16 protein-coding genes and 3 pseudogenes are annotated in these 21144 nt (G+C 61.0%); 7 read left to right on the top strand and 12 right to left on the bottom strand.

The window, feature by feature from the left end; translation table 11 throughout:
* Positions 1-85: 85 nt before the first annotated feature.
* From X742_RS143920 to X742_RS1000000176015, 6 genes and pseudogenes are all read right to left on the bottom strand, one after another.
* Entirely contained in the window at positions 86-2293 is a 2208-nt protein-coding gene (locus X742_RS143920) for a sugar nucleotide-binding protein (protein ID WP_023774676.1), read from the bottom strand.
* The gene (gene glf / locus X742_RS143925) at positions 2290-3453 is read right to left on the bottom strand and encodes a UDP-galactopyranose mutase (RefSeq protein ID WP_023774675.1); all 1164 of its coding nucleotides are present in this window, start codon (positions 3451-3453) and stop codon (positions 2290-2292) included. Before glf ends, X742_RS143920 begins: the two co-directional genes overlap by 4 nt.
* A complete protein-coding gene (locus X742_RS143930; RefSeq protein WP_031248433.1) occupies positions 3446-4636 on the bottom strand; it encodes a glycosyltransferase family 1 protein in 1191 nt (396 codons plus the stop codon). Before X742_RS143930 ends, glf begins: the two co-directional genes overlap by 8 nt.
* A 328-nt stretch (positions 4637-4964) precedes the next feature.
* Positions 4965-5302 (bottom strand): annotated as a pseudogene (locus X742_RS1000000174950) (DUF4142 domain-containing protein).
* 222 nt (positions 5303-5524) lie between these two features.
* Positions 5525-5839 carry a hypothetical protein gene (locus X742_RS1000000176020; protein ID WP_023774672.1) on the bottom strand — a complete coding sequence of 105 codons (315 nt, stop codon included), beginning with the start codon at positions 5837-5839 and terminating at the stop codon, positions 5525-5527.
* A 271-nt stretch (positions 5840-6110) separates the two neighbouring features.
* A pseudogene (locus X742_RS1000000176015) lies at positions 6111-6209 on the bottom strand (DUF2243 domain-containing protein); the annotation flags it as partial.
* A gap of 388 nt (positions 6210-6597) precedes the next feature.
* Here X742_RS1000000176015 and ctaD point away from each other — a divergent pair.
* Positions 6598-8256 carry a cytochrome c oxidase subunit I gene (gene ctaD, locus X742_RS143935; protein WP_023774671.1) on the top strand — a complete coding sequence of 553 codons (1659 nt, stop codon included), beginning with the start codon at positions 6598-6600 and terminating at the stop codon, positions 8254-8256.
* A 33-nt stretch (positions 8257-8289) separates the two neighbouring features.
* Here the strand turns inward: ctaD and sdhD are convergent, their stop codons facing one another.
* Positions 8290-8679 carry a succinate dehydrogenase, hydrophobic membrane anchor protein gene (gene sdhD / locus X742_RS0138295; protein WP_031241491.1) on the bottom strand — a complete coding sequence of 130 codons (390 nt, stop codon included), beginning with the start codon at positions 8677-8679 and terminating at the stop codon, positions 8290-8292.
* A 690-nt stretch (positions 8680-9369) separates the two neighbouring features.
* Between sdhD and cphA the strand changes: the two genes are divergently transcribed.
* From cphA to X742_RS1000000176010, 4 genes are all read left to right on the top strand, one after another.
* On the top strand, positions 9370-11736 hold the full coding sequence (cphA, locus tag X742_RS04030; RefSeq protein WP_245275617.1) for a cyanophycin synthetase: 2367 nt from the start codon (positions 9370-9372) through the stop codon (positions 11734-11736).
* A 211-nt stretch (positions 11737-11947) separates the two neighbouring features.
* The gene (locus tag X742_RS143945; protein WP_023774666.1) at positions 11948-12847 is read left to right on the top strand and encodes an isoaspartyl peptidase/L-asparaginase family protein; all 900 of its coding nucleotides are present in this window, start codon (positions 11948-11950) and stop codon (positions 12845-12847) included.
* Positions 12844-13668, top strand: coding sequence for a cyanophycinase (locus X742_RS143950; RefSeq protein WP_023774665.1), 825 nt, complete (start codon positions 12844-12846; stop codon positions 13666-13668). The genes X742_RS143945 and X742_RS143950 overlap by 4 nt, the downstream gene beginning before the upstream one ends.
* Before the next feature lie 238 nt (positions 13669-13906).
* Positions 13907-14416 (top strand): alpha/beta hydrolase, encoded by a 510-nt coding sequence (locus X742_RS1000000176010; RefSeq protein ID WP_245275616.1) that lies wholly within the window; start codon positions 13907-13909, stop codon positions 14414-14416.
* A 1129-nt stretch (positions 14417-15545) separates the two neighbouring features.
* On the opposite strand, the gene X742_RS1000000171620 is transcribed toward X742_RS1000000176010, so the two are convergent.
* The 5 genes from X742_RS1000000171620 to X742_RS1000000174285 form a co-directional block, all read right to left on the bottom strand.
* Positions 15546-15821 (bottom strand): hypothetical protein, encoded by a 276-nt coding sequence (locus X742_RS1000000171620; RefSeq protein WP_156939445.1) that lies wholly within the window; start codon positions 15819-15821, stop codon positions 15546-15548.
* A gap of 913 nt (positions 15822-16734) precedes the next feature.
* Complete coding sequence (locus tag X742_RS143955) at positions 16735-17283, bottom strand: hypothetical protein (RefSeq protein WP_023774660.1); 549 nt, start codon at positions 17281-17283, stop codon at positions 16735-16737.
* 10 nt (positions 17284-17293) lie between these two features.
* Complete coding sequence (locus X742_RS143960; RefSeq protein WP_023774659.1) at positions 17294-18469, bottom strand: zinc-dependent alcohol dehydrogenase; 1176 nt, start codon at positions 18467-18469, stop codon at positions 17294-17296.
* Between the two features lie 335 nt (positions 18470-18804).
* Positions 18805-19077, bottom strand: a complete 273-nt coding sequence (locus X742_RS143965) for a DUF3606 domain-containing protein (RefSeq protein WP_023774658.1) — start codon at positions 19075-19077, stop codon at positions 18805-18807.
* Positions 19078-19136: 59 nt separating this feature from the next.
* Positions 19137-19424: a hypothetical protein gene (locus X742_RS1000000174285; RefSeq protein WP_156939444.1), complete on the bottom strand. Its 288-nt coding sequence runs from the start codon at positions 19422-19424 to the stop codon at positions 19137-19139.
* 493 nt (positions 19425-19917) lie between these two features.
* Here X742_RS1000000174285 and X742_RS143970 point away from each other — a divergent pair, with 493 nt between their 5' ends.
* Positions 19918-20778 carry an SIR2 family protein gene (locus tag X742_RS143970; RefSeq protein ID WP_023774655.1) on the top strand — a complete coding sequence of 287 codons (861 nt, stop codon included), beginning with the start codon at positions 19918-19920 and terminating at the stop codon, positions 20776-20778.
* A gap of 51 nt (positions 20779-20829) precedes the next feature.
* Positions 20830-21065 (top strand): annotated as a pseudogene (locus X742_RS1000000173035) (NADH-quinone oxidoreductase subunit D); the annotation flags it as partial.
* Positions 21066-21144 lie beyond the last annotated feature (79 nt).

The following is a 21144-nucleotide window of genomic DNA, read 5'->3' as shown; positions in this document are numbered from 1 at the left end:
CTCGAGCACTCGAAGCCACCAAGGAAAAAGCTGTTAAACGCGGTCGGTTCTCTCATCTCGGCCTCTTGGATTTCTTTGTCGCTTCTCAGCTGCCCAAGGCAGCGGAGGTCTTGTTCCAGCGGACATCACACTCACGCAGGAAGCGGCCCAGGGCGCTTGCCAGGGAAGGCATGAGTTGACCCCGTTCGCTGGCCAGCGCGGCGGGCGCGAGGTCCCCGGCGCCGCCATGATCCCGCAACACCAGTCGCGGATCGAGGCCGAGCGAATCGGCAACCTCTCTTGCCCATTCGTACCAGCTGACCGCGCCGTCATTGGCGAGGTGCCATAGTCCCGTCTCGCCATCGATCAAGAGGTCGAGGGCGGCGTGGGCCAGGTCCGGAACGTAGGTGGGGGAGCAGACTGCGTCCGCCGGCAAGCGGAGCGCGCGGTCCACAGCGATTTTATCCAAGATCTGGGAAAGGGCGTCGCCGGTGTTCCATGGTCCGAACACGGCGCTGGTGCGGATTACCAGCGCACCGGGATGATGCTTCATCACCATCTCTTCGACTGTGGCGTTGAGGTTCCGGATCCCCGATACCGGGGTGACGGGGCAGCTCTCCACCAAACCGCCCGACAGGGTTTTGGCGACCAGCGCATCCGACGTCACCGTCATCAACGCCACCCCGGCCGCGGCACAGACGGTCGCCAGCACCGCTCCATCCGCTGGACCTTCGCCAGTCGCGTGCTGCCCGTCGAGGCGGCCGTCGGCGGGTTGCGCGCTCGCCAGGCGGATGAATGCCCATGGCCGATGCTTGAGCAGCACGCGACGCACGGAATGCGGCTCCGTAATGTTGAGGTCATTCGCGTCAAGAGCAATGAATTCCAGGCCCCGGTGTGCAGCGACGCGGCAGAAGGCACCACCCAGTGCAGCGTCCTTGCACAGGATGAGCACTTTGCGGGCGTTGCCCTCGGCACCGAGTTCGGCCGTTGTTTCCGGAGGCGGCCGGAAGAACCGCGTGTCCCGGCGCCACCAGCCGGGACTGTCGAGAACCGGATGCCTCGGGCGCGCGCCGGAGGCCATCTGCCGCACTGCGCGTCCCAGGGCGGTCAAGCGCGGCGATGGGCTGCGGACGTCGAAGGCTCCCGCTTCATAGGCCCCTTCCTCGCGCATCAGCAGGCTGTTCCAGTCGACGCATCCGAACAGCGCCCAGGCTGTGACGGCGGCGATGTTCTTGCCTTCGCCGGCGAGGCGGTTTGCGGCGCTCCAGACCTCGTTCAGCCAGCGAAGCTGTTCATCGCGACTGCAGCCGTGGTGAACCTCGGTAACGGCGACTGGCCGGTCGTATCGTGCACAGACCTCGCGCAAGCGCGGCTCAGGCCCCAATGATCCAAGCGGAAGATGCATCCTCACTGCGTCGAGATCGGCATAATGATGCCGGTCATTGCCGCCGACCAGGGCTCCGGCGGGTAGCTTGGAGCGGCGGTGGTCAAGGAAACGCTCGCTGGTCGGATAGTGGTTCACCCCGACAATATCGGGAGGGCAGGGCTCGTCGACGAAGGCCTGGAGCTCCTGCTCGGCAATCCCATGATCGATAAGCCGGGAGAACCAGGGGTGGCTACGATCCACGCGGCCGAACAGCAGGTCGAACGTCAGCCAGCGGCGTTCATTCTCATAGTCCGCCTGGTAACCAAGCAATGGCGTGCTGAACGTCTTGCCGAGATCCTCGGTCTGGACAAGGGCCGCATGCGGCGTCACCTCGCGGATCGCCCGCATCGCAAGCGCCACGCCGCGGCACTGATTGATCAGCGCCCGCGCGAAATCCGGCAGTCGGCGGCGGTGGGGATACCAATGTCCGTAAAGAGCGCTGAAACGGGCGGTTGTCAGCGGCTCGTTCACCGGCGTGAAGCGGCGGATCTCGGGGTAGCGTTCGGCGACGCGCCGGGCATGCCCCGCCAGTAGCTCGGGAAAGGCTGGATCGAGCAAGTTTGTGTAGCGGGGGCCGCTGCCATGGTGAAGCAGTCCGGCGATGACGTCGATGCCGAGCTCTTTCAGCCGCGGCATGCGCTCGTCGTGCCAGGAGAAGTCGGCCGTTTCGATGTCGTCGGGCGAGATTGATTCCCAGAGCAGCGGGTAGCGGAGCGTTCTTATGCCCAGATCTCGGATACGGTCCAGGTCGGCCAGCCTGCCGGTATGGCCTGTCTCGGCAGTTTCGTCACGCCATCGGTTCCTCAGCCGAATGATGCTGCATTCGACTCCTCCCCAGATTTCAGGCGTCGCTAGCACGGTTCCGGTCTGCATGGTGCGGGCCGTCATTGCGTTGCTTGCAGAATGCCGTTCATCTTGGACACCGCCGTCTCAAGAGGAGCGCGGTTGGCGCCGGGGACCGAGGCTTCTATTCTACGGAATGTTGCCAAGGCCTGGCCGACCACCTGGTCCATGTTGTAATAGCGGTAGGTCGCCAGTCTGCCGACGAACCAGACGTCCTCCGTCGTCCGCGCCAGCGCCTCATACTTCCTGTAGCGATCCGCATTCTCGGCGGTCGGCACGGGATAGTACGGATCTCCTTGCGCCGTCGGGTATTCGTACGTCAAGCTGGTGCAGGGGTGCTGCTGGCCCGTGAGGTGCTTGTATTCGGTCACGCGGGTGTAGTCGTGCTCCATCGGGTAGTTCACAACGGCAACCGGCTGATGCCATTCCTGTTCCAGCGTCTTGTGCTCGAAGCGCAGAGAGCGATAGGGAAGCCGCCCGTAACAGTAGCCGAAATACTCGTCGACCGGCCCCGTGAAGATCAGCCGCTTGTAGCCGAACTCTTCGCGCATCTGCGAATAATCGGTCTTGAGCATGACCTGGATGTTCGGGTGGTCGAGCATGCGCTCGAACATGCGGGTGTAGCCCGCGGCGGGCATATACTGAAGCTTGTCTGTGAAATAGCGGTCGTCGCGATTGGTCCGGGTCGGGACGCGCGCCGTGACGGATTTGTCAAGTTCGGACGGGTCCACTCCCCATTGCTTGCGGGTGTAGCCCCGGAAGAACTTCTCGTAGAGTTCACGCCCGACACGGCTCACCACCACGTCTTCGGACGTGAGGATATCCTCGACCGGCTCGGCGCGCGCGGCGAACCAGTCTTCGAGCTGCTCCGACGTAAGATCCAGTCCGTACAGCGTGTTGATCGTGTGGAGATTGATCGGCACAGGCACCAGCGTCTTGTCGACTTCGGCCAGGACCCTGTGTTCATACGGACGCCATTCCGTGAATTGCGACAAATGATCGAAGACCTGCTCGGAATTGGTGTGGAAGATGTGGGGTCCATATTTGTGGATCAGCAGGCCTGCCTCATTGTAGCAGTCATACGCGTTCCCGCCGACATGCGGCCGCCGGTCGACAACAAGGACCCGGTCTCCACGCTGGGAGGCGAGCCGCTCGGCGAGCACGCTCCCGGCAAAGCCGGCGCCGACAACCAGCCAATCAAACATAGCTGCTCTCCGACGCATTTATCGCGTGCTGACTAGATGTGTGCCCCCCTCGCGTTTCGGCTATCAGCGACAGCATTCCTTCCCAGGTGGATATCCAGGACATGCCGGCCAGGTGTCGATCCACCTTTCGCAGCCAGTCGTCCTTCGGGCGAGCCAGCAAATGTTCGGCCCGTGCTATGAACTTCTCCGCGTCATCCGCGATTTCGACCAGGCCAAGCTGTCCGTAGGGCCGCACCACATCCCGGATTGAGGTGGATATCACCGGCACGCCTGCGGCAAGAAATTCCGGGGTTTTGGTCGGGCTGATGAATTTCGTCGCCTGATTCTTGGCGAACGGCATTATTCCGACGTCCCATCCGGCCAGGTAGCTGGGGAGCTGCTTGTAGTCCCTGCCCCCCAGCCAATGAATATTCGGCCGGCGTGGAAGGCCTGCCGCTTCGATCTTGACCACCGGTCCGATCATCACGAACTGCCAGTCCGGCCGCAAGGCCGCCATGCGGTCCACCAGGCCCAGATCCATTCGCTCGTCAATGACACCAAAGAAACCAAGCCTGGGGCGGGCAATCTCTTCCTGGTCGAGAGACGACGCACCGGGAAGCCGGGCCTTGCCGAAGTGGGCCTTGTCGATGCTGCTTGGGAATGGGTGGATGTTGCGATGACGATGCTGCTTGGCTTCATAAAGGCTCTGGCCGCCGGTGAAGACGACATCGGCGCGCCTGAAAAGTTCGCGCTCCAGCGCCATCATCCGGGGCGGCGCCCCACGGAAGCTCGAAAGCTCGTCCATGTTGTCGTAGACGCAAAGCTCAGCGGAAATGTGCCGGCTGAAAGGCAGGGCCATGGGCGTATAGTACCAGAGCAGTGCCGGCGTCGCTTCGAGGCTTTCCACCAGGCCGTCGACCAGCTTGCGTTGCGCACGCGTGATCTGGGGTCCGTTGAAATATCTCGGGATGTACGGCACCACGACCACCACCCCCTCCGCGGTCGTGTAGCTTTTATGATAGGCAGTGGTTTCTTCCGTTAGTATAGGTTCTTCGAAAAAAAATACATTGTAGAGTTGGGTTGCCTGTTCCAGAATGTGCTGAGGCCTCTGGAAAACGAAATCCCACCTCAGGTGTGAGAAACACAACAATATTTTTCGGGTTTGCGGCTCATTATCCTCTTTATGCCGAAGATTTATATACATTTTGATCCTTGTAAGTCTCTTGGGAGGCGTTCAGATCGAGCCTAACCTCACCGTCGCGCGGATGTTCCGGCACGATCCATAAAATGACGCTGGGAGTGATGTTGGATTATGGTTTGCCGTCGGTACACCGCAAGTTGGCAGCTCTGGCTGCTGAGGTGCCGAGGTGATAGAGCTTCAATAGGCCGGGCCGGTTGCCTCCGGTCAGCCGTTCGCATCAACAAACACGCTCAAGGTGCCTTGCAGGCTGCCGAGGAGGAGGCGTCAGAGGTTGGCGGCAGGCTATACACCGGGAGAGGGCTGTTCCGGTCCGCAGGCAGGCGACACTCACTCAGCCCTGAGAACCGCTCTTGCTCAGTTGCTGGGCATGTTTGAGATGCTGCCGGATGACCGGCGCGGTCTTTTTAGCATGGGCTGCCAGATGTTTTGCCCGACCGTTTTTCGCGTAGGAGGTCATCAGCGCCAGGGCCCCCTGATGCGCTGCCACCTGGCCTCGACATAGGCGTTATCGAACGACTCGCCGCTGACCTTGCTCAGCGCTTCCAACTGGGCAGCATGTTTGCTTGTCATCTCCGGTTCAACAGGGAGGTCGTCCTTCTTTGCGGCCGACAAGAGCCGCTTGGAAGAAGTCGTGTGGTCCTTAATCATCATGCGAGCGAATTCCTTCACTCGTGATGTCTGCGATTTGCGCAGCGCCAATTCACTCGAGCGGATTTCAACATGTCTGAACTCGCAGCTGCTTTGACAAATTCCTGCGGGGACCTCTTCGCGGTTTGAGCCATTGCTGCCGGGCTGATGAGACTGATCGCAATCGCGGCGATAAGCGCTTTCACAAAATGCATGTTGTTCTCCTTCAATAATGCACTCAGCGGGCGCCGAACTCCGCCGAGATCACCTTGTTCCCCTTGAATGACAAAAAGCGAGGCAGCAGGTGGAAGGAGAAAGTTCACTGGGCGGATACGTCGACGGCATAGGCGGACCAGGCCGGCGGTCGATCCATTTGAGATTCAGGTCGGCGGCTTGAATGGCCCGCATCATCGCCGCCGGTTCCATGCCGGCCCGAAAGACGAGGATGGGATTGGCCGCGCCGTTGAAGAGCGGTCCGGCCCCCGCTGACAATCCTGCAAGCAGGACGATGCTGGTCAGCGCCGCCGAAGCACCGCGTGCCGGTCCGCCGCGGTTCGGCAGCACCAGCACCAACGCCAAGGGCGCGATGCCGAAGATGATCAGTCACGCAATATCCCATGCGAGCGGTATGTCGCTGTTCATCTTGATCCGGTGCAGGCCCAGCAGCCAATGGAACACAGCGGAATCCACACATGCCAGACGCCGGACCCGACCCAGACGCCGAACCCGACCATGGCGAGCCGCAGGATCTCGGTCGTCCTCCCTGGACGCGCGCCGGAAGCCCTGGCGGCACCAGCAGCACCGCGCCGGTGACCGCCAGCACGTACATGAACAGGTGGAACCGGCCGTCGGCCATGATCTGGAAGCGCAGGTCGGAGCCCGCCGGGCCGGCCAGGCCCGAGAGAAGATGATCCCATTGCAGGATCTGATGCAAGACGATGCCGTCCACGAAACCGCCGAGCGCGAAGCCAAGCAGCAGCCAGCCGGCTCTTGTTCTCGAATCGAGTGTCGCGTGATCGCGCCCATGTCAGGACCATCGGCTCCAAGCCGGGCGTTCAATTGCCTAGGCACAGACATGTCCGGCGGCGTGGGGTCATGGAGACCATGACGCGCCTCGATCCAGAAGGCGGATATCAGCCCGCCAACCACCGTCGTTAGAACCAGGCTCGCAGCAATTATCGCCAGCATGGACGTGGATCCTCAGCCGTGCAGGGCCGGCCCCGCGGAACCTAACCGCAGCTTCCGTGGAATGTTCCTACCGCCGGTTCGGTGAGGGAACAATCAAGTTCCAGCACGGTTCGGGTGCTGGTTGACGGACAGGTCAAGCGGAGAAGGTCATGAGCGAAGATACGGCGGCAGTTCCAGGCAGTCGCGACGACCATAAGCCAAGCGGCATCACCCGGTGGCTGTTCTCGACCAACCACAAGGACATCGGCACACTTTATCTGATCTTCGCTTTCCTCGCGGGCATCATTGGGATGCTCTTGTCGGTGGGCATGCGAATCGAGCTGCAGCAACCCGGCATCCAGTTTTTCCCGGGACTGGCGTCGATGATCTACGGCTACCAAGGCGACGAGGCGGTAGATGCCGGAAAGCAACTTTATAACGTATTCACCACGGCCCACGCGCTGATCATGATCTTCTTCACCGTGATGCCCGCCCTGATCGGTGGCTTCGCCAATTGGATGGTTCCGATCATGATCGGCGCCCCCGACATGGCGTTCCCGCGCATGAACAACGTATCGTTCTGGTTGCTGCCGCCGGCATTCATGCTGCTTTTGTTGTCGATCTTCATGCCCAGCGTCCCCGGCGGCTATGGACCCGGCACCGGTTGGTTCCTCTACCCGCCGTTGTCGACGTCGGGCCATCCCGGTCCTGCCGTCGATCTGGTCATTCTTTCACTTCATATTGCAGGCGCTTCCTCGATATTGGGCGCCATCAATTTCATCACGACGATCTTCAATATGCGCGCTCCGGGCATGACGTTGCACAAGATGCCCCTGTTCGTTTGGTCGATCCTCATCACCGGTTTCCTGCTGCTGCTGGCTCTGCCGGTGCTGGCCGGCGCCATCACCATGCTCCTGACCGATCGCAATTTCGGAACCACGTTCTTCGCGCCGGACGGCGGAGGCGACCCGCTGCTGTACCAGCATCTCTTCTGGTTCTTCGGCCACCCGGAAGTCTACATCATGATCCTGCCGGCGTTCGGCATCGTCAGCCAGGTGATCTCGACCTTCTCGCGAAAGCCGATCTTCGGGTATCTGGGGATGGTGTACGCAATCGTGGCGATCGGAGTGATCGGCTTCGTCGTCTGGGCCCACCATATGTACACCAGCGGGATAGGCCTCGACACCCAGCGCTACTTCACCTTCGCCACGATGGTGATCGCAGTGCCGACCGGGATTAAAGTGTTCTCCTGGATTGCAACCATGTGGGGCGGTTCGATCAGCCTGCGGACGCCGATGCTCTGGGCCCTCGGCTTTATATTCCTGTTCACCGTTGGCGGCGTGACGGGCGTTCAACTCGCAAATGCCGGCCTCGACCGTGAACTGCACGACACATACTTCGTCGTCGCGCATTTCCACTACATACTTTCACTGGGAGCGATCTTCGGCATTTTCGCGGGCTGGTATTACTGGTTTCCGAAAATGACGGGATATCTCTACAATCCGCTTCTGGCTGGGATCCATTTCTGGACGACCTTCGTCGGCGTGAACCTCGTCTTCTTCCCCCATCACTTCCTTGGATTGGCTGGCATGCCGCGTCGCTATGTCGACTATCCCGACGCATTCGCCGGCTGGAACATGGTGTCCTCGTATGGATCGTACCTGTCGGCCGCCAGTGTCGTGATTTTCCTCCTCGGCATCTTGGAAGCTTTCTACCGGCAAAGAGCCGCCGGCATGAATCCGTGGGGGCCAGGAGCTACCACATTGGAGTGGGACCTGACCTCTCCACCCCCTTTCCATCAATGGGACAGGCTGCCGCAAATCAGATGAGGCGCGCGCAGGCCACGCGAGGCCGTGAACCTGCTATCGGAAGCTGATTACGAGCACGGCGAAAAAGCTGACGAGCGCTACTGCCCAGCAAAACAACCAGTTGGCGATCAGCAGGACCGATTTCAGCACGGTGGCGTGGCAGTAGTCTTCGATGATCGATTGCATGCCCAGCCGCATGTGGACGCAGTTGACCAGAACGAAGGCGATGAGGGCGGGTGCGACATAGATCGATCCGATGACGCGGATGACGACATCTCGAGGCTCTCCAATCAGCCTTATGACGACCGCTACGACGTAAATAACGAGGATCAACAGTGCAGCAGATGTCAGCCGCTCCAGCATGAACGCTTCGGTTCCGTGCTTAGCCGATCCAAGGCCCCGCACTCGAGCTAACGGAGTTCTGATCGAGCGCCTGTCAGCCATTTTGCTCCTCCAAACTTACCTGGTTCCGTTGCCCGCAACTCAAGCTGTTGCTGTCCAATGCTCCGGCTCGCGTCACCGACGGATAGTGCGCAAGCGCGCTCTCCAGTTTGCAAGGCGAGGTTTTTGAGCGGCTAGCTCGTATCCTGAACGCCATCCAATCTTCTTGGGTCTGCCAGCTTTCCACAACTCGCTTTCAAGGAGCGAGATGCTGAGGCGGACCGCCTCGATCTCTTTGACCAGCGCGGCCTTAACCAGATTCCGACGCTGCATGGCCGTACTTCCGTTGTGCAAGGGTGGCGCCAAACACAGGGCATTTGGAAATGTTCCCCCGTGGCCGTCCGGCGTTGAAAATCTAAACGCCTCGATGCTGCGCTTAAAGCGGTCGCCACGAGCCCAAGCCCGGCATACGGCACTCGGTAGCTGGGATCTCTGTACAGTCCGTGGTTTGTACGCCATCCTGGTCGGGGCTCGCCTCCAATGGGCCGAGGCGTGGCGGGCGAATGCTTAGGAACGAGCAGCCGGAATGCTTGGCCTGCCCCTCGCGGCAGGTAGGATGATTAGACTCTGTTCTTTGGCCAACATATGTTAAAAGGGCTTTTTGTTTCCCTGTCCTGCAAAAAGATTTGCATCTCGTAGCCGGGAACTGACCGACCCTCAACAAGTTGCGGGATTAGTCAGGAGAAACGGACTATGTCGGACACCGAAATTCATCGAAACGCTTCGCGTTTTCGCACTATCCGTGTCGAGGACGCTCGGGTGTTCCGCGGCCCCCATCTTTACAGCATGACACCTATGGTCCAGATCCGGATAGACCTCGGAGACCTTGAAGCGTTCCCGACAGACAAACTGCCCGGATTCACCGAAAACATTGTTCGCCTGTTGCCCGGCCTTGCGGCCCATGGCTGCAGCTATGGCGTCGCCGGCGGGTTTGTCCGCCGCATGCAGGAAGGAACCTGGCTCGGCCACGTCGTCGAGCATGTCGCCCTGGAACTGCAGAGAATGCTCGGTGACCGGGTGACACGAGGAAAGACACGGTCGGTCAAAGGCAGTCCGGGCACTTACAACGTCATGTTCGCCTATAAGGATGAGCTTGTCGGGCTGCTTGCGGGACGCCTCGCGCTTGAACTGGTGGACAGCCTGTTGCCGGCCAATCTGCGTGGCGTTGATGGGCTCGGCGACATTGCGGAAACGCAGGGGCCATTCGAGTTCGCAGCTAGGCTGCAGCAGCTCAAGCGCCTGGCCGCCGAGCGTGCCTTAGGCCCCACGACTGCTTCCTTGGTGCGCGAGGCCGAGAGACGGGGCATTCCCACGGCGCGGATCGACGACAGCAGCCTCGTGCTGTTTGGTCACGGAAAGCACCAGAAGCGGATCCGCGCCAGTTGCAGCGACCTCACTTCCGAGATTGCGACCGAGATCGCCTCGGACAAGGACTTGACCAAATTCCTGCTGAAACAGGCGGGGCTACCGGTGCCACGCGGGGAACTGGTGCGATCGGCGCAGGACGCGGTCGCAGCAGCAGCACGGCTGGGCTACCCTGTGGTCACCAAACCACTCGATGGCAATCATGGAAGCGGCGTCAACATCGGTCTCGCAACAGAAGACGACGTCCGCTGGGGCTTCGAACAGGCGCGAGAACACAGCCGCAGCGTTATCGTCGAGAAGCATTTCGTCGGCTTGGACCACAGGATCCTGGTGATCGGCGGAAAGGTGGTGGCGCTTGCCGAGAGGGTTCCGGCCCATGTGGTCGGCGATGGCCGGAGTTCTGTCGCCCAGCTCGTCGAAGAGACGAACCGCGATCCGCGGAGGGGAGAGGGCCATTCCTCGGTATTGACCCGCATTGAGATCGACGAACGCGTCGAGCATTTCCTGTCAAAATCGCAGCTCACCCTGGCGAGCGTTCCAGTGCCTGGTCAAATGGTGCTGTTGCGGCCCACCGCCAACCTCTCCACCGGCGGGACGGCGATCGACCGGACGGAAGAAATCCATCCCGAAAACGCGCTGATCGCCAGGCGGGCGGCACAGATCGTCGGTCTCGATATTGCCGGGATCGACTTTGTCTGCCCCGACATCTCACGGCCGGTCAGCGAGACCGGCGGTGGCATCATAGAGGTGAACGCCGGTCCCGGGTTCCGCATGCATCTCGAGCCTTCCTCGGGTCGCGCCCGCAACGTGGCACGGCCGGTGCTCGATCTACTCTTCAGGGGTGGCAAGGACGGCCGCATTCCGATTTTCGCGATCACAGGGACAAACGGCAAGTCGACCACCGCCAGAATGCTGGCGCACATCCTGCAGGCGAATGGTGCAACTGTCGGGCTCACCTCGACCACCGGCGTGTACCTGAACGGCGAACGAATCATCGCAGGCGACTGCTCGGGTCCGCAAAGCGCCAGGATAGTGCTGCGCGAGCCGGGCGTCGATGTCGCGGTGCTGGAATGTGCACGCGGCGGGATCCTACGCGAAGGGCTCGCCTTCGGCGCGTGCGACGTTGGCGCGGTGCTGAACGTCCATGGCGATCATCTCGGGCTGAAGGGCATCGACACCATCGAAGATCTGGCCGAAGTGAAGTCGGTCGTCGCCGAGTCCGTCCGCCGCGGCGGATGGAGCGTTCTCAATGCCGATGATGTCCACACGTCCGCAATGTCGCGCGATGCGGGCGGCAGGATCTGCTACTTCTCGCTGGCGAGCAGGAGCGAGTGGCCCGATTTCTTGCGTAGCCACCTGGCGGAAGGCGGCCGCGCCGTGACCCGGGAGCCCGGCAGCGACGGTTGGGACATTTTCATCCACGAGGATGGGGAGTCGATGTTCTTGATGAGCGTCGACGAAATCCCCGCGACCTTCGAGGGTTCGGCCGAATTCAACGTTGCCAACAGCCTGGCAGCCGTCGCGATGGCGCATTGCCACGACATTCCGGCGGCAACGATCCGGGCGGCGCTGGGCGAGTTTAGCACCTCGTTCGAGCAATCTCCCGGTCGCCTCAACGTCTTCGACGGGCATGATTTCCGCACTATTGTCGACTATGCGCACAATNCGCCGGCTTGCTGCGGGAAGGTGCCTTGACCGCCGGCTGCGCCCCAGGCCGCATACACGCCGTCTGTCCCGAGAAGGAGGCCGTCGACGTGTGTCTCCGGCTTGCACGTGAGAACGACCTTGTCGTGCTCACCGTCGACGACGTTGAGGCTGTGTGGCGACAGGTGACCGGCTTCGGAGGCGCGACGCCTTCGAGGCGAGGGCCTGATCAGACCCATGTTCGCCATCTGAGGGCCGGCTGATGTGGTCGCTAATCCTGCATGGCGGCGCCAAGGAGATCGATCCGCAAGAAGAGGAGGCGCATCGCAATGGATGCATCGAGGCACTCGAGGCAGGTCGGGCCGTCCTGGCCGGCGGCGGAACCGCGGTCGATGCGGTGGAAGCTGCCGGTCGTGTCCTCGAGGCGGACCCGACGTTCAATGCGGGATATGGAAGTGCCCTCAATTCGGACGGCGAGGTCGAGATGTGCGCTGGCTTGATGGAGGGCAGGGACTTCAATGTGGGTGCCGTCGCAGTGATCAAGGGCGTGCGCCATCCCATCAGTGTCGCGAAAGCCATGCTGCACGAGAAGCCAATCCTGCTGGCATCGGAGGGGGCCCGGCGTTTCGCCGCCGACAAGCAGCTGGAGCTTTGCCATCCGGCGGATTTGATCACGCCGCAGCAGCGCGAGGCCTCCAGCAAGTCGGAGGCGAAGGATACGATCGGTGTGGTTGCCCTGGATCAGTACGGGGGCATCGCTGTTGGCACTTCGACCGGCGGACTGGACGGCAGTGCTCCGGGTCGTGTGGGAGATTCTCCGCAACCTGGTTGCGGCTACTATGCCGACAACCGGTTGGGAGCCGTGGCCCTTTCGGGAGACGGTGAGCATATCGCGCGAAAGGCTCTCGCCGCTCACGTCATGCAGGCACTCTCGGCGCGGCAGGCACTGTCCTCGGGACAGGCTGAGAGCGGCCTGGAGCAGGTGCTGAATCCCGCGCTCAACGAAGTCGAGGCGATCGGCGGCGAAGCCGGAGCCATCGTGCTTACCGCGACCGGCATGTCTGGATGGGCGCATAACAGCCGGGAGTTCGCAGTCGCATTCATGACCAGCGAGGACAACCACCCGCACGTTTTCCTGCGCAAGAAAGACGTGGGCAAATGACCGATAGGAAGAAAAAGCGATCCTCGAACGGTAAAGCCGGAACGCTCGTCATCATCGGCGGCCACGAGGACCATGATGGCGATCGTGTCATCTTGAAGGAGGTAGCGAGCCTGGTTCCGAACGGGCGCCTGGTGCTTGCCACCATCGCGTCTCATGAACCGGATGGCTATCTCGAGAAGTATCAGAAGTCCTTCGGTGAGCTGGGCATCAAGGATGTCATCGAACTCTACGTCAACGACCGCCTCGAGGCAGCTCATGAAAAAAAAATAAGTGCGCTTGCAGACGTGAGTGCGGTGTTCTTCTCCGGTGGCGACCAGCTCCGGATCACCAGCCAGATCGGCGACACGCCTATCGACGAGCGGGTGCACGAAATCTATGAAGCCGGAGGCATCGTTGCCGGCACGTCCGCCGGCGCGTCGGTCATGAGCGAGACGATGATGGTGAGGGGACCGAACGCGGCGTCCTTTCGGATCGGCCACATTCGCATGGCTCCCGGGCTGGGCCTGCTGCCGAATGTGATCATTGACCAGCACTTTGCGGAGCGGGGCCGCATTGGGCGGCTCATCGGGGCGGTGTCGCAGAACCCGCGCGTCCTCGGCATCGGCATCGATGAAGACACCGCAATCGTGGTGAAGGGCGAGATGTTTAAGGTCATTGGCAGCGGCGCTGTCTATCTGGTCGATGCAGCCGGCGTGACACATTCCAACATCGCGGAAGGCGAACCTGATGCCGCCCTTTCCATTCATGATCTGAGGGTTCACGTGCTGAGCTCCGGCGATGCCTTCGATCTCGGAAAGCGACGTCCGGCAGGGGTTCCATGAGACTTCGATACCTGATGGCAAAGATACGGCGGGTTAGGCGACGCCGATGCGGATGCGCAACCGCGACGCAACGGTGGACCACTGTAGACCCAGCGCTGGAGTTCAGTTTGTTTTCAAACCGGATAAAGCTCGCCACGCCGTTTGCGCTGCCGCCGTGTCGCCGGCGGCATACAATCACGCGCGCGCCAGGAAGGCCTTGGCTCCCCGTTGCATGGGACGCACTCTGAGGATCGACGGGGTGGACCTGAGCATCATCGAGAAAGGCAGCGGGCCTCCTTTGCTCCTGCTACATGGGAGTGGCTCGGTTACGGAGGATTTTGCGGTTAGCGGCGTGCTCGACCTGGCGAGTGCCAAACATCGGGTCCTCGCCTTCGACCGGCCTGGCTTCGGCGGAAGCACGCGACCGGCTCGAAAACGCTGGTCTGCGTGCGAGCAGGCCGACCTCTTCCACGAGGCCGCCGCCAACCTCGGCGTCCACAAAGATCTCGTGCTCGGACATTCCTGGGGCGCTTGGATTGCGCTGGAGATGGCCCGCAGGCATGCTCCCTCGGTCGCCGGCCTGGTGTTCGTCTCGGGTTATTACTATCCCTCACCGAAGCCGGGGCTCGCTCTTGCAGCACTACCGGCCGTACCGCTGATAGGTTCGGCATTCCGTCACACCTTGCTGCCACTCGCAGTAAGGCTCGGCTGGCCATCGGCCATGCAAAGATCTTCCGGCCCGGGCCGATCTCGGACGTTTTTTCGGTAAGCACAAAGGAGACAGCAGCGACGCGCTCTCGCCAGTTGCACGCTGACCATCATCGATCAGGGCAGCCTGGGGAAGGGCAGAGTGCTTGCGCCCAGCCGGTTCGCCGGCGTCGCCATTGCCCCCCGGCCGGGAGCCTACAATAGATTCCGATTCGCCCGACACCCAAGCGGCCGAGAACCGCCTCCCGAGGGCGTCGGGTCACGCCGGCGATGGATCCGCAGCAGAGCCTGCAGGAATTTGCTGCAAAAGATCGCCGAGGCGCCTGCCTCGCCTTAACCGGCGTTCTCGCCTGAACGATCGAAGGGATTGCGGCCACAGTCACAGCGCTTTCGGCGATCATGTTGACGAGACGGCGGTCGGGGGCCGCGGCGCTGGAAGGACCTCTTCAGAGCCTCGTGGGCAAGCTGTTGTGAGACCAGATCGCGCTGCTTTTCGGCTGCTCACATACCGGTACAGTGGCGTTGCCGGGCCCGCCGCATCAGATAGGGTCTACTAACCCCGCGGTGGATCTGCAGCATTCCTATCCGTGAAGGAACGTTTCATCTTCGGCCACCCGACGCAGCCATGCATTCCGCTCGACAGCAAGGTGCCTCGGCCGCATGCCGCAATGGTCGCTCGGCTGCGTCTGCCGGTCTAGACGGAGCCCGGCCCGCGGCATGAAGCGGATTGTTGAAAAGGTGTCGAGGTAGATCATGCGCCGCCATCGGTTGGGACGGTCAAGCGGCGATTGCTTCTACCGGTCGCCTGACCGCCGTTTCGCTTCCTCATCATCCTGCGCCCGGTATTCTTGAGAATCTTGAGTGCCTCGTCCTGGGGAGGCCGCACTTTCGGTCAAAGTATTTCGCTTCGATGGCCGTTCGCGATCCGCCCGAGGCTCGGTGTTCTGGTTGGCCTTCTTGCCCACCGATGCGATCGCCCCAATTTTATCGCCTGCTGGCGGTCGAGCACCCGCGCCGTGGGCGGGCCGACACAGGGATCGGGTCAGGCAGCTCCGCTGCCTGGCTCGAACTGCGGTTTGGCGATCGTTTTCTAGACCGCAAACTCGCAAGAGATGCCTGGCACCAGACTTGGCAGTGGCTTTCGAGGCCTGTCATCCCACCGCGCTTAACCTGCAGACAAATGCAGAGCTTCAACAGTTTTTCGCCGCTTTCATCCCTGACGGAATTTCCGCTACGTGGCCCTCGATGCGCCCGGCCGAACGCAGCCGGTAGATCAGCTCACACGACATGTGAGCCAGGCGCGAAAAGGCCTCGCGCAGTCCGACATTGATGACCCATTCCCTGCAGATGGCGGCGTCGATCAGCGACCGCCAGAACGCTGTCGCCGGTGCAAGATGCTGTTCGCAGATGGCGCGCAGCGTGTCGTGCCGCATGAAGCCGACACGCGATGGCGTCAGGGTCGACAAGCTGCAGTCCATCACCGAAAGTTGTTGTCCGTGCAGATCTGGATGTCGCCGTCACGAAGAATGTGTGATCTGCCGCTTACCCTCCCGGTATATTTGGTGGAGCCGACCAGGCCGTCGATGAGGACAAACGAATGGGAAGGCCGGTCGCCCTCACGGACAAGGTCATGATTGGCCTGAAATTCCTTCTCCTGGATCGGGATTCCTCTCAGGACAGCCAGATCGGATTCCCGCAGCTCAGAGATTCACTGCAGCTTGCGAATGAGGGCTTCCGAGGGTGAGGTTGGGGAGAAAAGACCTGGACATCTGTCTTAGCCGAACTTTCAATCGCCTCGAATGTCCCGGGCCCGGGAGCGGATCGAAACTGATGCGGGCGGGCCAAAAGGGCCAAAAGACCCCGCAGGGTCCTGTCTCGGAACAAATCATCCACGATCCTGTTGGGCGGGGATGCCACAACTTCATTCCAAATGTCGAGGTGTGACGACGGACGAAGGGAAGCTGAAGATGCCGAAATCTCCCTTCCGCGCCGCTCCCAGCGAGAGGCAAGATCGAAGCCGGCCCGAAATCATCTCCGCAACAGGATCCGGTGGAGGGGTCTCGCGAGACTATCGATCGCGAACTCGAGCGGACATGCGACGAAAATCCGACGCAGCGGAACGCTTGCGCCGAGACCTGCAAAAAGAGGTTGCGGAAGAGACCGAGCTGCCCGAACGCGGCTCGGCATAAGGACCTACCGGGCAGGACATGGAACGCTCCACCCGGGGCGGTATCGCTGCTTCTTCGTGCTGCCACGCCCGTCACAAACGGCGCCATACCAAGACGCCAGGCCCTTTCCGACACCAAACCAACCACCCAAGGCGTTGTGGCCTAGCGAGAAGCGACCTATCGCAGGTCGCATCTCGCCAGGGACGCTCTGTCAGGCCGCGCCGGCGTCCTGGCTACGCTGCGACCGGGCAAAGTCGCGGGCTGCGGCAGTGCCTCTGGGGAAGCCGCTGCGATCGCCGTAGTCGCGCGGCCTGGTCCCGCCGCGAGAGTGTCGCGCGGTCACGCCCTTCGCACCGATGATGTCGAGCAATGTGATGCCGGCGAACATGGCAAGCGCAAGGCCCACATTGTCGCGCTTGGGGTTGTCATGCCGATACGCTGTCAGCAACGTTGCAATGTCCAGGCCGTCGCCGGCGACCCGGCTCCACAGCCCGGCCTGCTTGTCCACTGAAAGTGAGAGTATGCCGCTGCTTATCTCCCGCGCCCCATAAGCACGGATGAGATCTTCCTTGCCGCTCATGCCGAGCGCTCGGGCGATCCGCTCGCCGCCGACAAGCTCCGCGACACCTAGCGCGATGCTGAACCAGCCGAGCCTGCGGGCAAGTTTTTCCGAGGCGCCGACCACACTTGGCCCAGCTTTCAGCACTTTAGGATCGCCAGGCGATCGGGTGACATTGGTAAGCTTCGCAACCACGTTCATGACGGTTTTCCTACGGCTTCAATACGACCTTGATGCAGCTGTCCTGCTTGTCGCGGAACACCTTGTACATTTCGGGTCCCTGCTCGAGCCCGACGGTATGGGTGATGACGAAGGAGGGGTCGATCTGGCCATCTTCGATGAGGCGCAACAGACCCTCGGTCCAACGGTTGACATGGGTCTGCCCCATGCGGAAGGTGAGCCCCTTGTTCATTGCCTGTCCGATCGGAATCTTGTCGACCAGCCCACTATAGACACCGGGAATCGAGATCACTCCGGCCGGCCGGCAGACATAAATCATCTCGCGCAACACATGCGGTCGATCGTTTTCCATCAGCATCAACTGCTTTGCGCGATCGTAGACGGTGTCGGGCTGGGCCAGCGAGACGTGGCTTTCCATGCCGACGCAATCGATGCACTTATCTGGGCCCTTTCCGGCGGTGAGTTCCTGCAGCCGTTCGACGACACTTTCCTGGGCGAAATTGATAGTGATGGCACCGCCGGCCGCGGCCATGGACAGCCGTTCCGGCAGGCGATCGATCGCCACCACCTGTTTGGCGCCGAGAAGCAGGGCGCTGCGTATCGCCATCTGCCCGACTGGCCCGCAGCCCCACACCGCAACCGTATCGGTGGGCTCAATGTCGCACTGTGCCGCCGCTTGCCATCCGGTGGGAAGAATATCGCCGAGGAAAAGGACCTGCTCGTCGGTGAGGCTGTCAGGCACCTTTACGTGCGTGGCGTCGGCGAACGGCACCCGCATGTATTCCGCCTGTCCCCCGGGATAGCCGCCGGTCAAATGAGTGTAGCCGAACAGACCCGCCGTGGGGTGCCCGAAAACCTTGTCGCCGAGATTCTTGTTGCGGTTCGTACGTTCGCAAACCGAAAAGTTCTGTCGCTTGCACTGGTCGCACTGGCCGCAGATGATGGTGAACGGTACGACAATGCGGTCTCCCTTCTTCAGAGCGCCGTCGACGCCCTTGCCGACCTCGACGACCTCTCCCATCATCTCGTGGCCCATGATGTCGCCGGGCAGCATGGCTGGCACATAGTTGTGGTAGAGGTGAAGGTCAGAGCCACATATGGCGCAACTCGTCACCCTGATGATCGCGTCACGTTCATCCTCAATTTCTGGATCCGAAACCTGATCGCAGCGTACGTCTTCCTTGCCGTGCCAGACCAACGCTCGCATAGCTCGCTCCTCTGTTCGCAAGATCTGAGGGTGGGGCCCCGCGCACGTCCTAAGCGGGCCGATGCTTTGTCGGATCGACTGCCTTTCGAACCGCAAGGGCGGACCGATGTTCCGGTGCGTCGAGAGAAATTTTGGAGCCATTCCAGACCGGGCGCCTTGTAAGGAGCTGTCCAAGGCGAGCAGTCCTTAAAGATTGGAGCGAACNGGCCGATGCTTTGTCGGATCGACTGCCTTTCGAACCGCAAGGGCGGACCGATGTTCCGGTGCGTCGAGAGAATTTTTGGAGCCATTCCAGACCGGGCGCCTTGTAAGGAGCTGTCCAAGGCGAGCAGTCCTTAAAGATTGGAGCGAACCGACGCTGCTTTATCAGTGGGGAACCACTCTGGAGCGCTCGCAAGCACGTTGCGCCACCCCCAAATACCGCCGTCTTCATCGTCGACTTCGCTTCTAGTCCTGGGTAAGCGGCCCCCATTTGATAGCGCCCGCAACTGCGCTGCAGCCGCCACCAAGGCGGCGCGATCTCTTCCGGTCGCCTTGATCAGCTCGCGAACCTGTTCCGCTGTGACGCCGGTTTGCCGGGCGAAGTCTTCGACGCTGTCGTCCGACAAATTCCGGCTCCTGTCGAGAAAGTCGCGCTCGCTTTATCATCTGCCATCTTCACTGCTCCTCACTGCGAGCAACGCACGATCCGCTCTCTTGTTGCAAGTTCCACGGAAACAAAAGGGATGTTGGGCGGGCGGGCGGAGAGAATCGGAACTGTCTGGCCTGTTCGCCGTTTGCAGGCATGGAACAGCTGAAGAAGGATCTTGCCGTTTTCGCGCATCCAGGCTTCCTGATCACGGTTGCGCTGCTGGTCACGCTTTACGCCGTGGGCGTAATAGAGCTCATCAGCACCTGCAGCTGTCTTTGACGATGCGAAGGCCGCCTGGACGCCAAGCGATCCGCCATCGGCCAACAGTTCCGGCAGTTAAAAGCACCGGCTCGTTGGAATTTTCCCAGCCACATGGAACATCTTCGGCCACTGGTGTTTAGGCCGGAATGACAATCATCTCTGTTCTTACGATCATCTACTGCTTCTCCATCTTTATCGGCGCGAAGCGGCGCAACCTGTTGGTGAATGCGAAGCTCGATAGAATCAGGCGCAATTTCGCTGGCGCAGAACTGGAACAACACGACCAGAAAGCCGTAACAGCGCCGATTGCCTCTCACAGCCAGTGTCGGCGACCGCCACTTCAGTTTTGGCGGCAAGTGGCTCGGCAGGAGAGCAAGGGCCGAGTCCTACGGGCGGGCGGGTGCATGGCGGAGCCGATTTGGGCGATAGCGGCGAAGCACCCTGTTGGCGGTACGCGCCATGCTGACTCGAATTGTGGAGCCGCTTCCATCGCTCGGGCCGGGCACTCTCCATGCGCTCAGGTCGACGTGCGCGAACGGTTTCGAAGGACTTAGCCATGAACGATGATCCTATAGATTCGCTCGCCAACGCAATTCGTCATCGCAGCGCAATCTTGTTTGTGGGGGCGGGGCTATCGATCAGCGTTGGACTTCCGTCTTGGGAGAAGCTCATAGAACGAATGGCAAAGGAGCTCGGCGTCGACGATGAATTTTCCATGCGGCGCGATCGTTTTCAGACCTTGGCCGAATACTATCGGATCAAGCATGGCAGCATCGGACCACTTCGCAGTTGGATGGACAGAAACTGGTCTGTCGCCAAGGAACGGATCGAGAAATCGGAGTTGCACCGTCTCATCGTGACGCTCGATTTTCCCGTCATCTATACGACGAACTATGACAGAAACCTGGAACTCGCTTTTGAGATTTACGGTCAAGAGTACGTGAAAGTGGCCAACGCACGTGATGTTGCCCACGCCCGTCGAGGCGTTACGCACATTGTGAAGTTTCACGGTGACTTCGACGAGGACTCGTCTCTTGTCCTCACCGAAACGGACTATCTCGATCGCCTCTCGTTCAACTCTCCCCTCGACGTGCGCTTTCGGTCGGATGCGCTCGGCAGCACGATCCTGTTCGTTGGCTACAGCCTTTCGGATCCAAACATTCGACTGCTGTTGCACCGGCTTTGGCAGACCTGGCATCGCTCTGGATACGAGAAGGATCGTCCCCCTTCGTTCATCTTCATGGCCAGCCGCAACCCCGTGGAGGAGGCCGTGCTTGGGCGGTGGGGCATTTCAGTGCTCGTTGGCGCAGGCGATGATCTTGAAGCCGGTCTAGTGGACTTCCTTGGGCGTTTGGTGGAAGCGGTGGGTGATGATGCAACGCCTGGATCATCCGTCGCGAAATGCACTCCGCCCTAGTGGAACAACGGCTTAGGCGAGAAGTTAGGCGGGCTCCCGAGGAGCGCCTGCATGGCAGACAACACCGTCCGAAATTTCAATATCAATTTCGGCCCCAACACCCTGCCGCACACGGCGTGCTTCGCTTGGTTCTTGAACTGGATGGAGAGGTCGTCGAACGGGTGGNAAAACTGATCGAAACCAAAACCTACCTTCAGGCCCTGCCTTACTTCGACCGCCTCGACTACGTGGCACCGATGACTCAGGAGCACGCCTGGTGCCTCGCGATCGAAAAACTGACGGGCTTGGCTGTGACCTGCCCCTAAGAATTTCCTCCATCTGAGATTAGAGTCCGGCCCTTGATCGAAGGACGGACTGATGAAGAGA

The sequence above is a fragment of the Mesorhizobium sp. LNHC229A00 genome, from assembly GCF_000502415.1.
In the GTDB taxonomy this organism is placed as follows: Bacteria; Pseudomonadota; Alphaproteobacteria; order Rhizobiales; family Rhizobiaceae; genus Mesorhizobium.
Note: the sequence above shows the minus strand (reverse complement) of the source record. Positions and strands in the feature narration are given on the sequence as shown.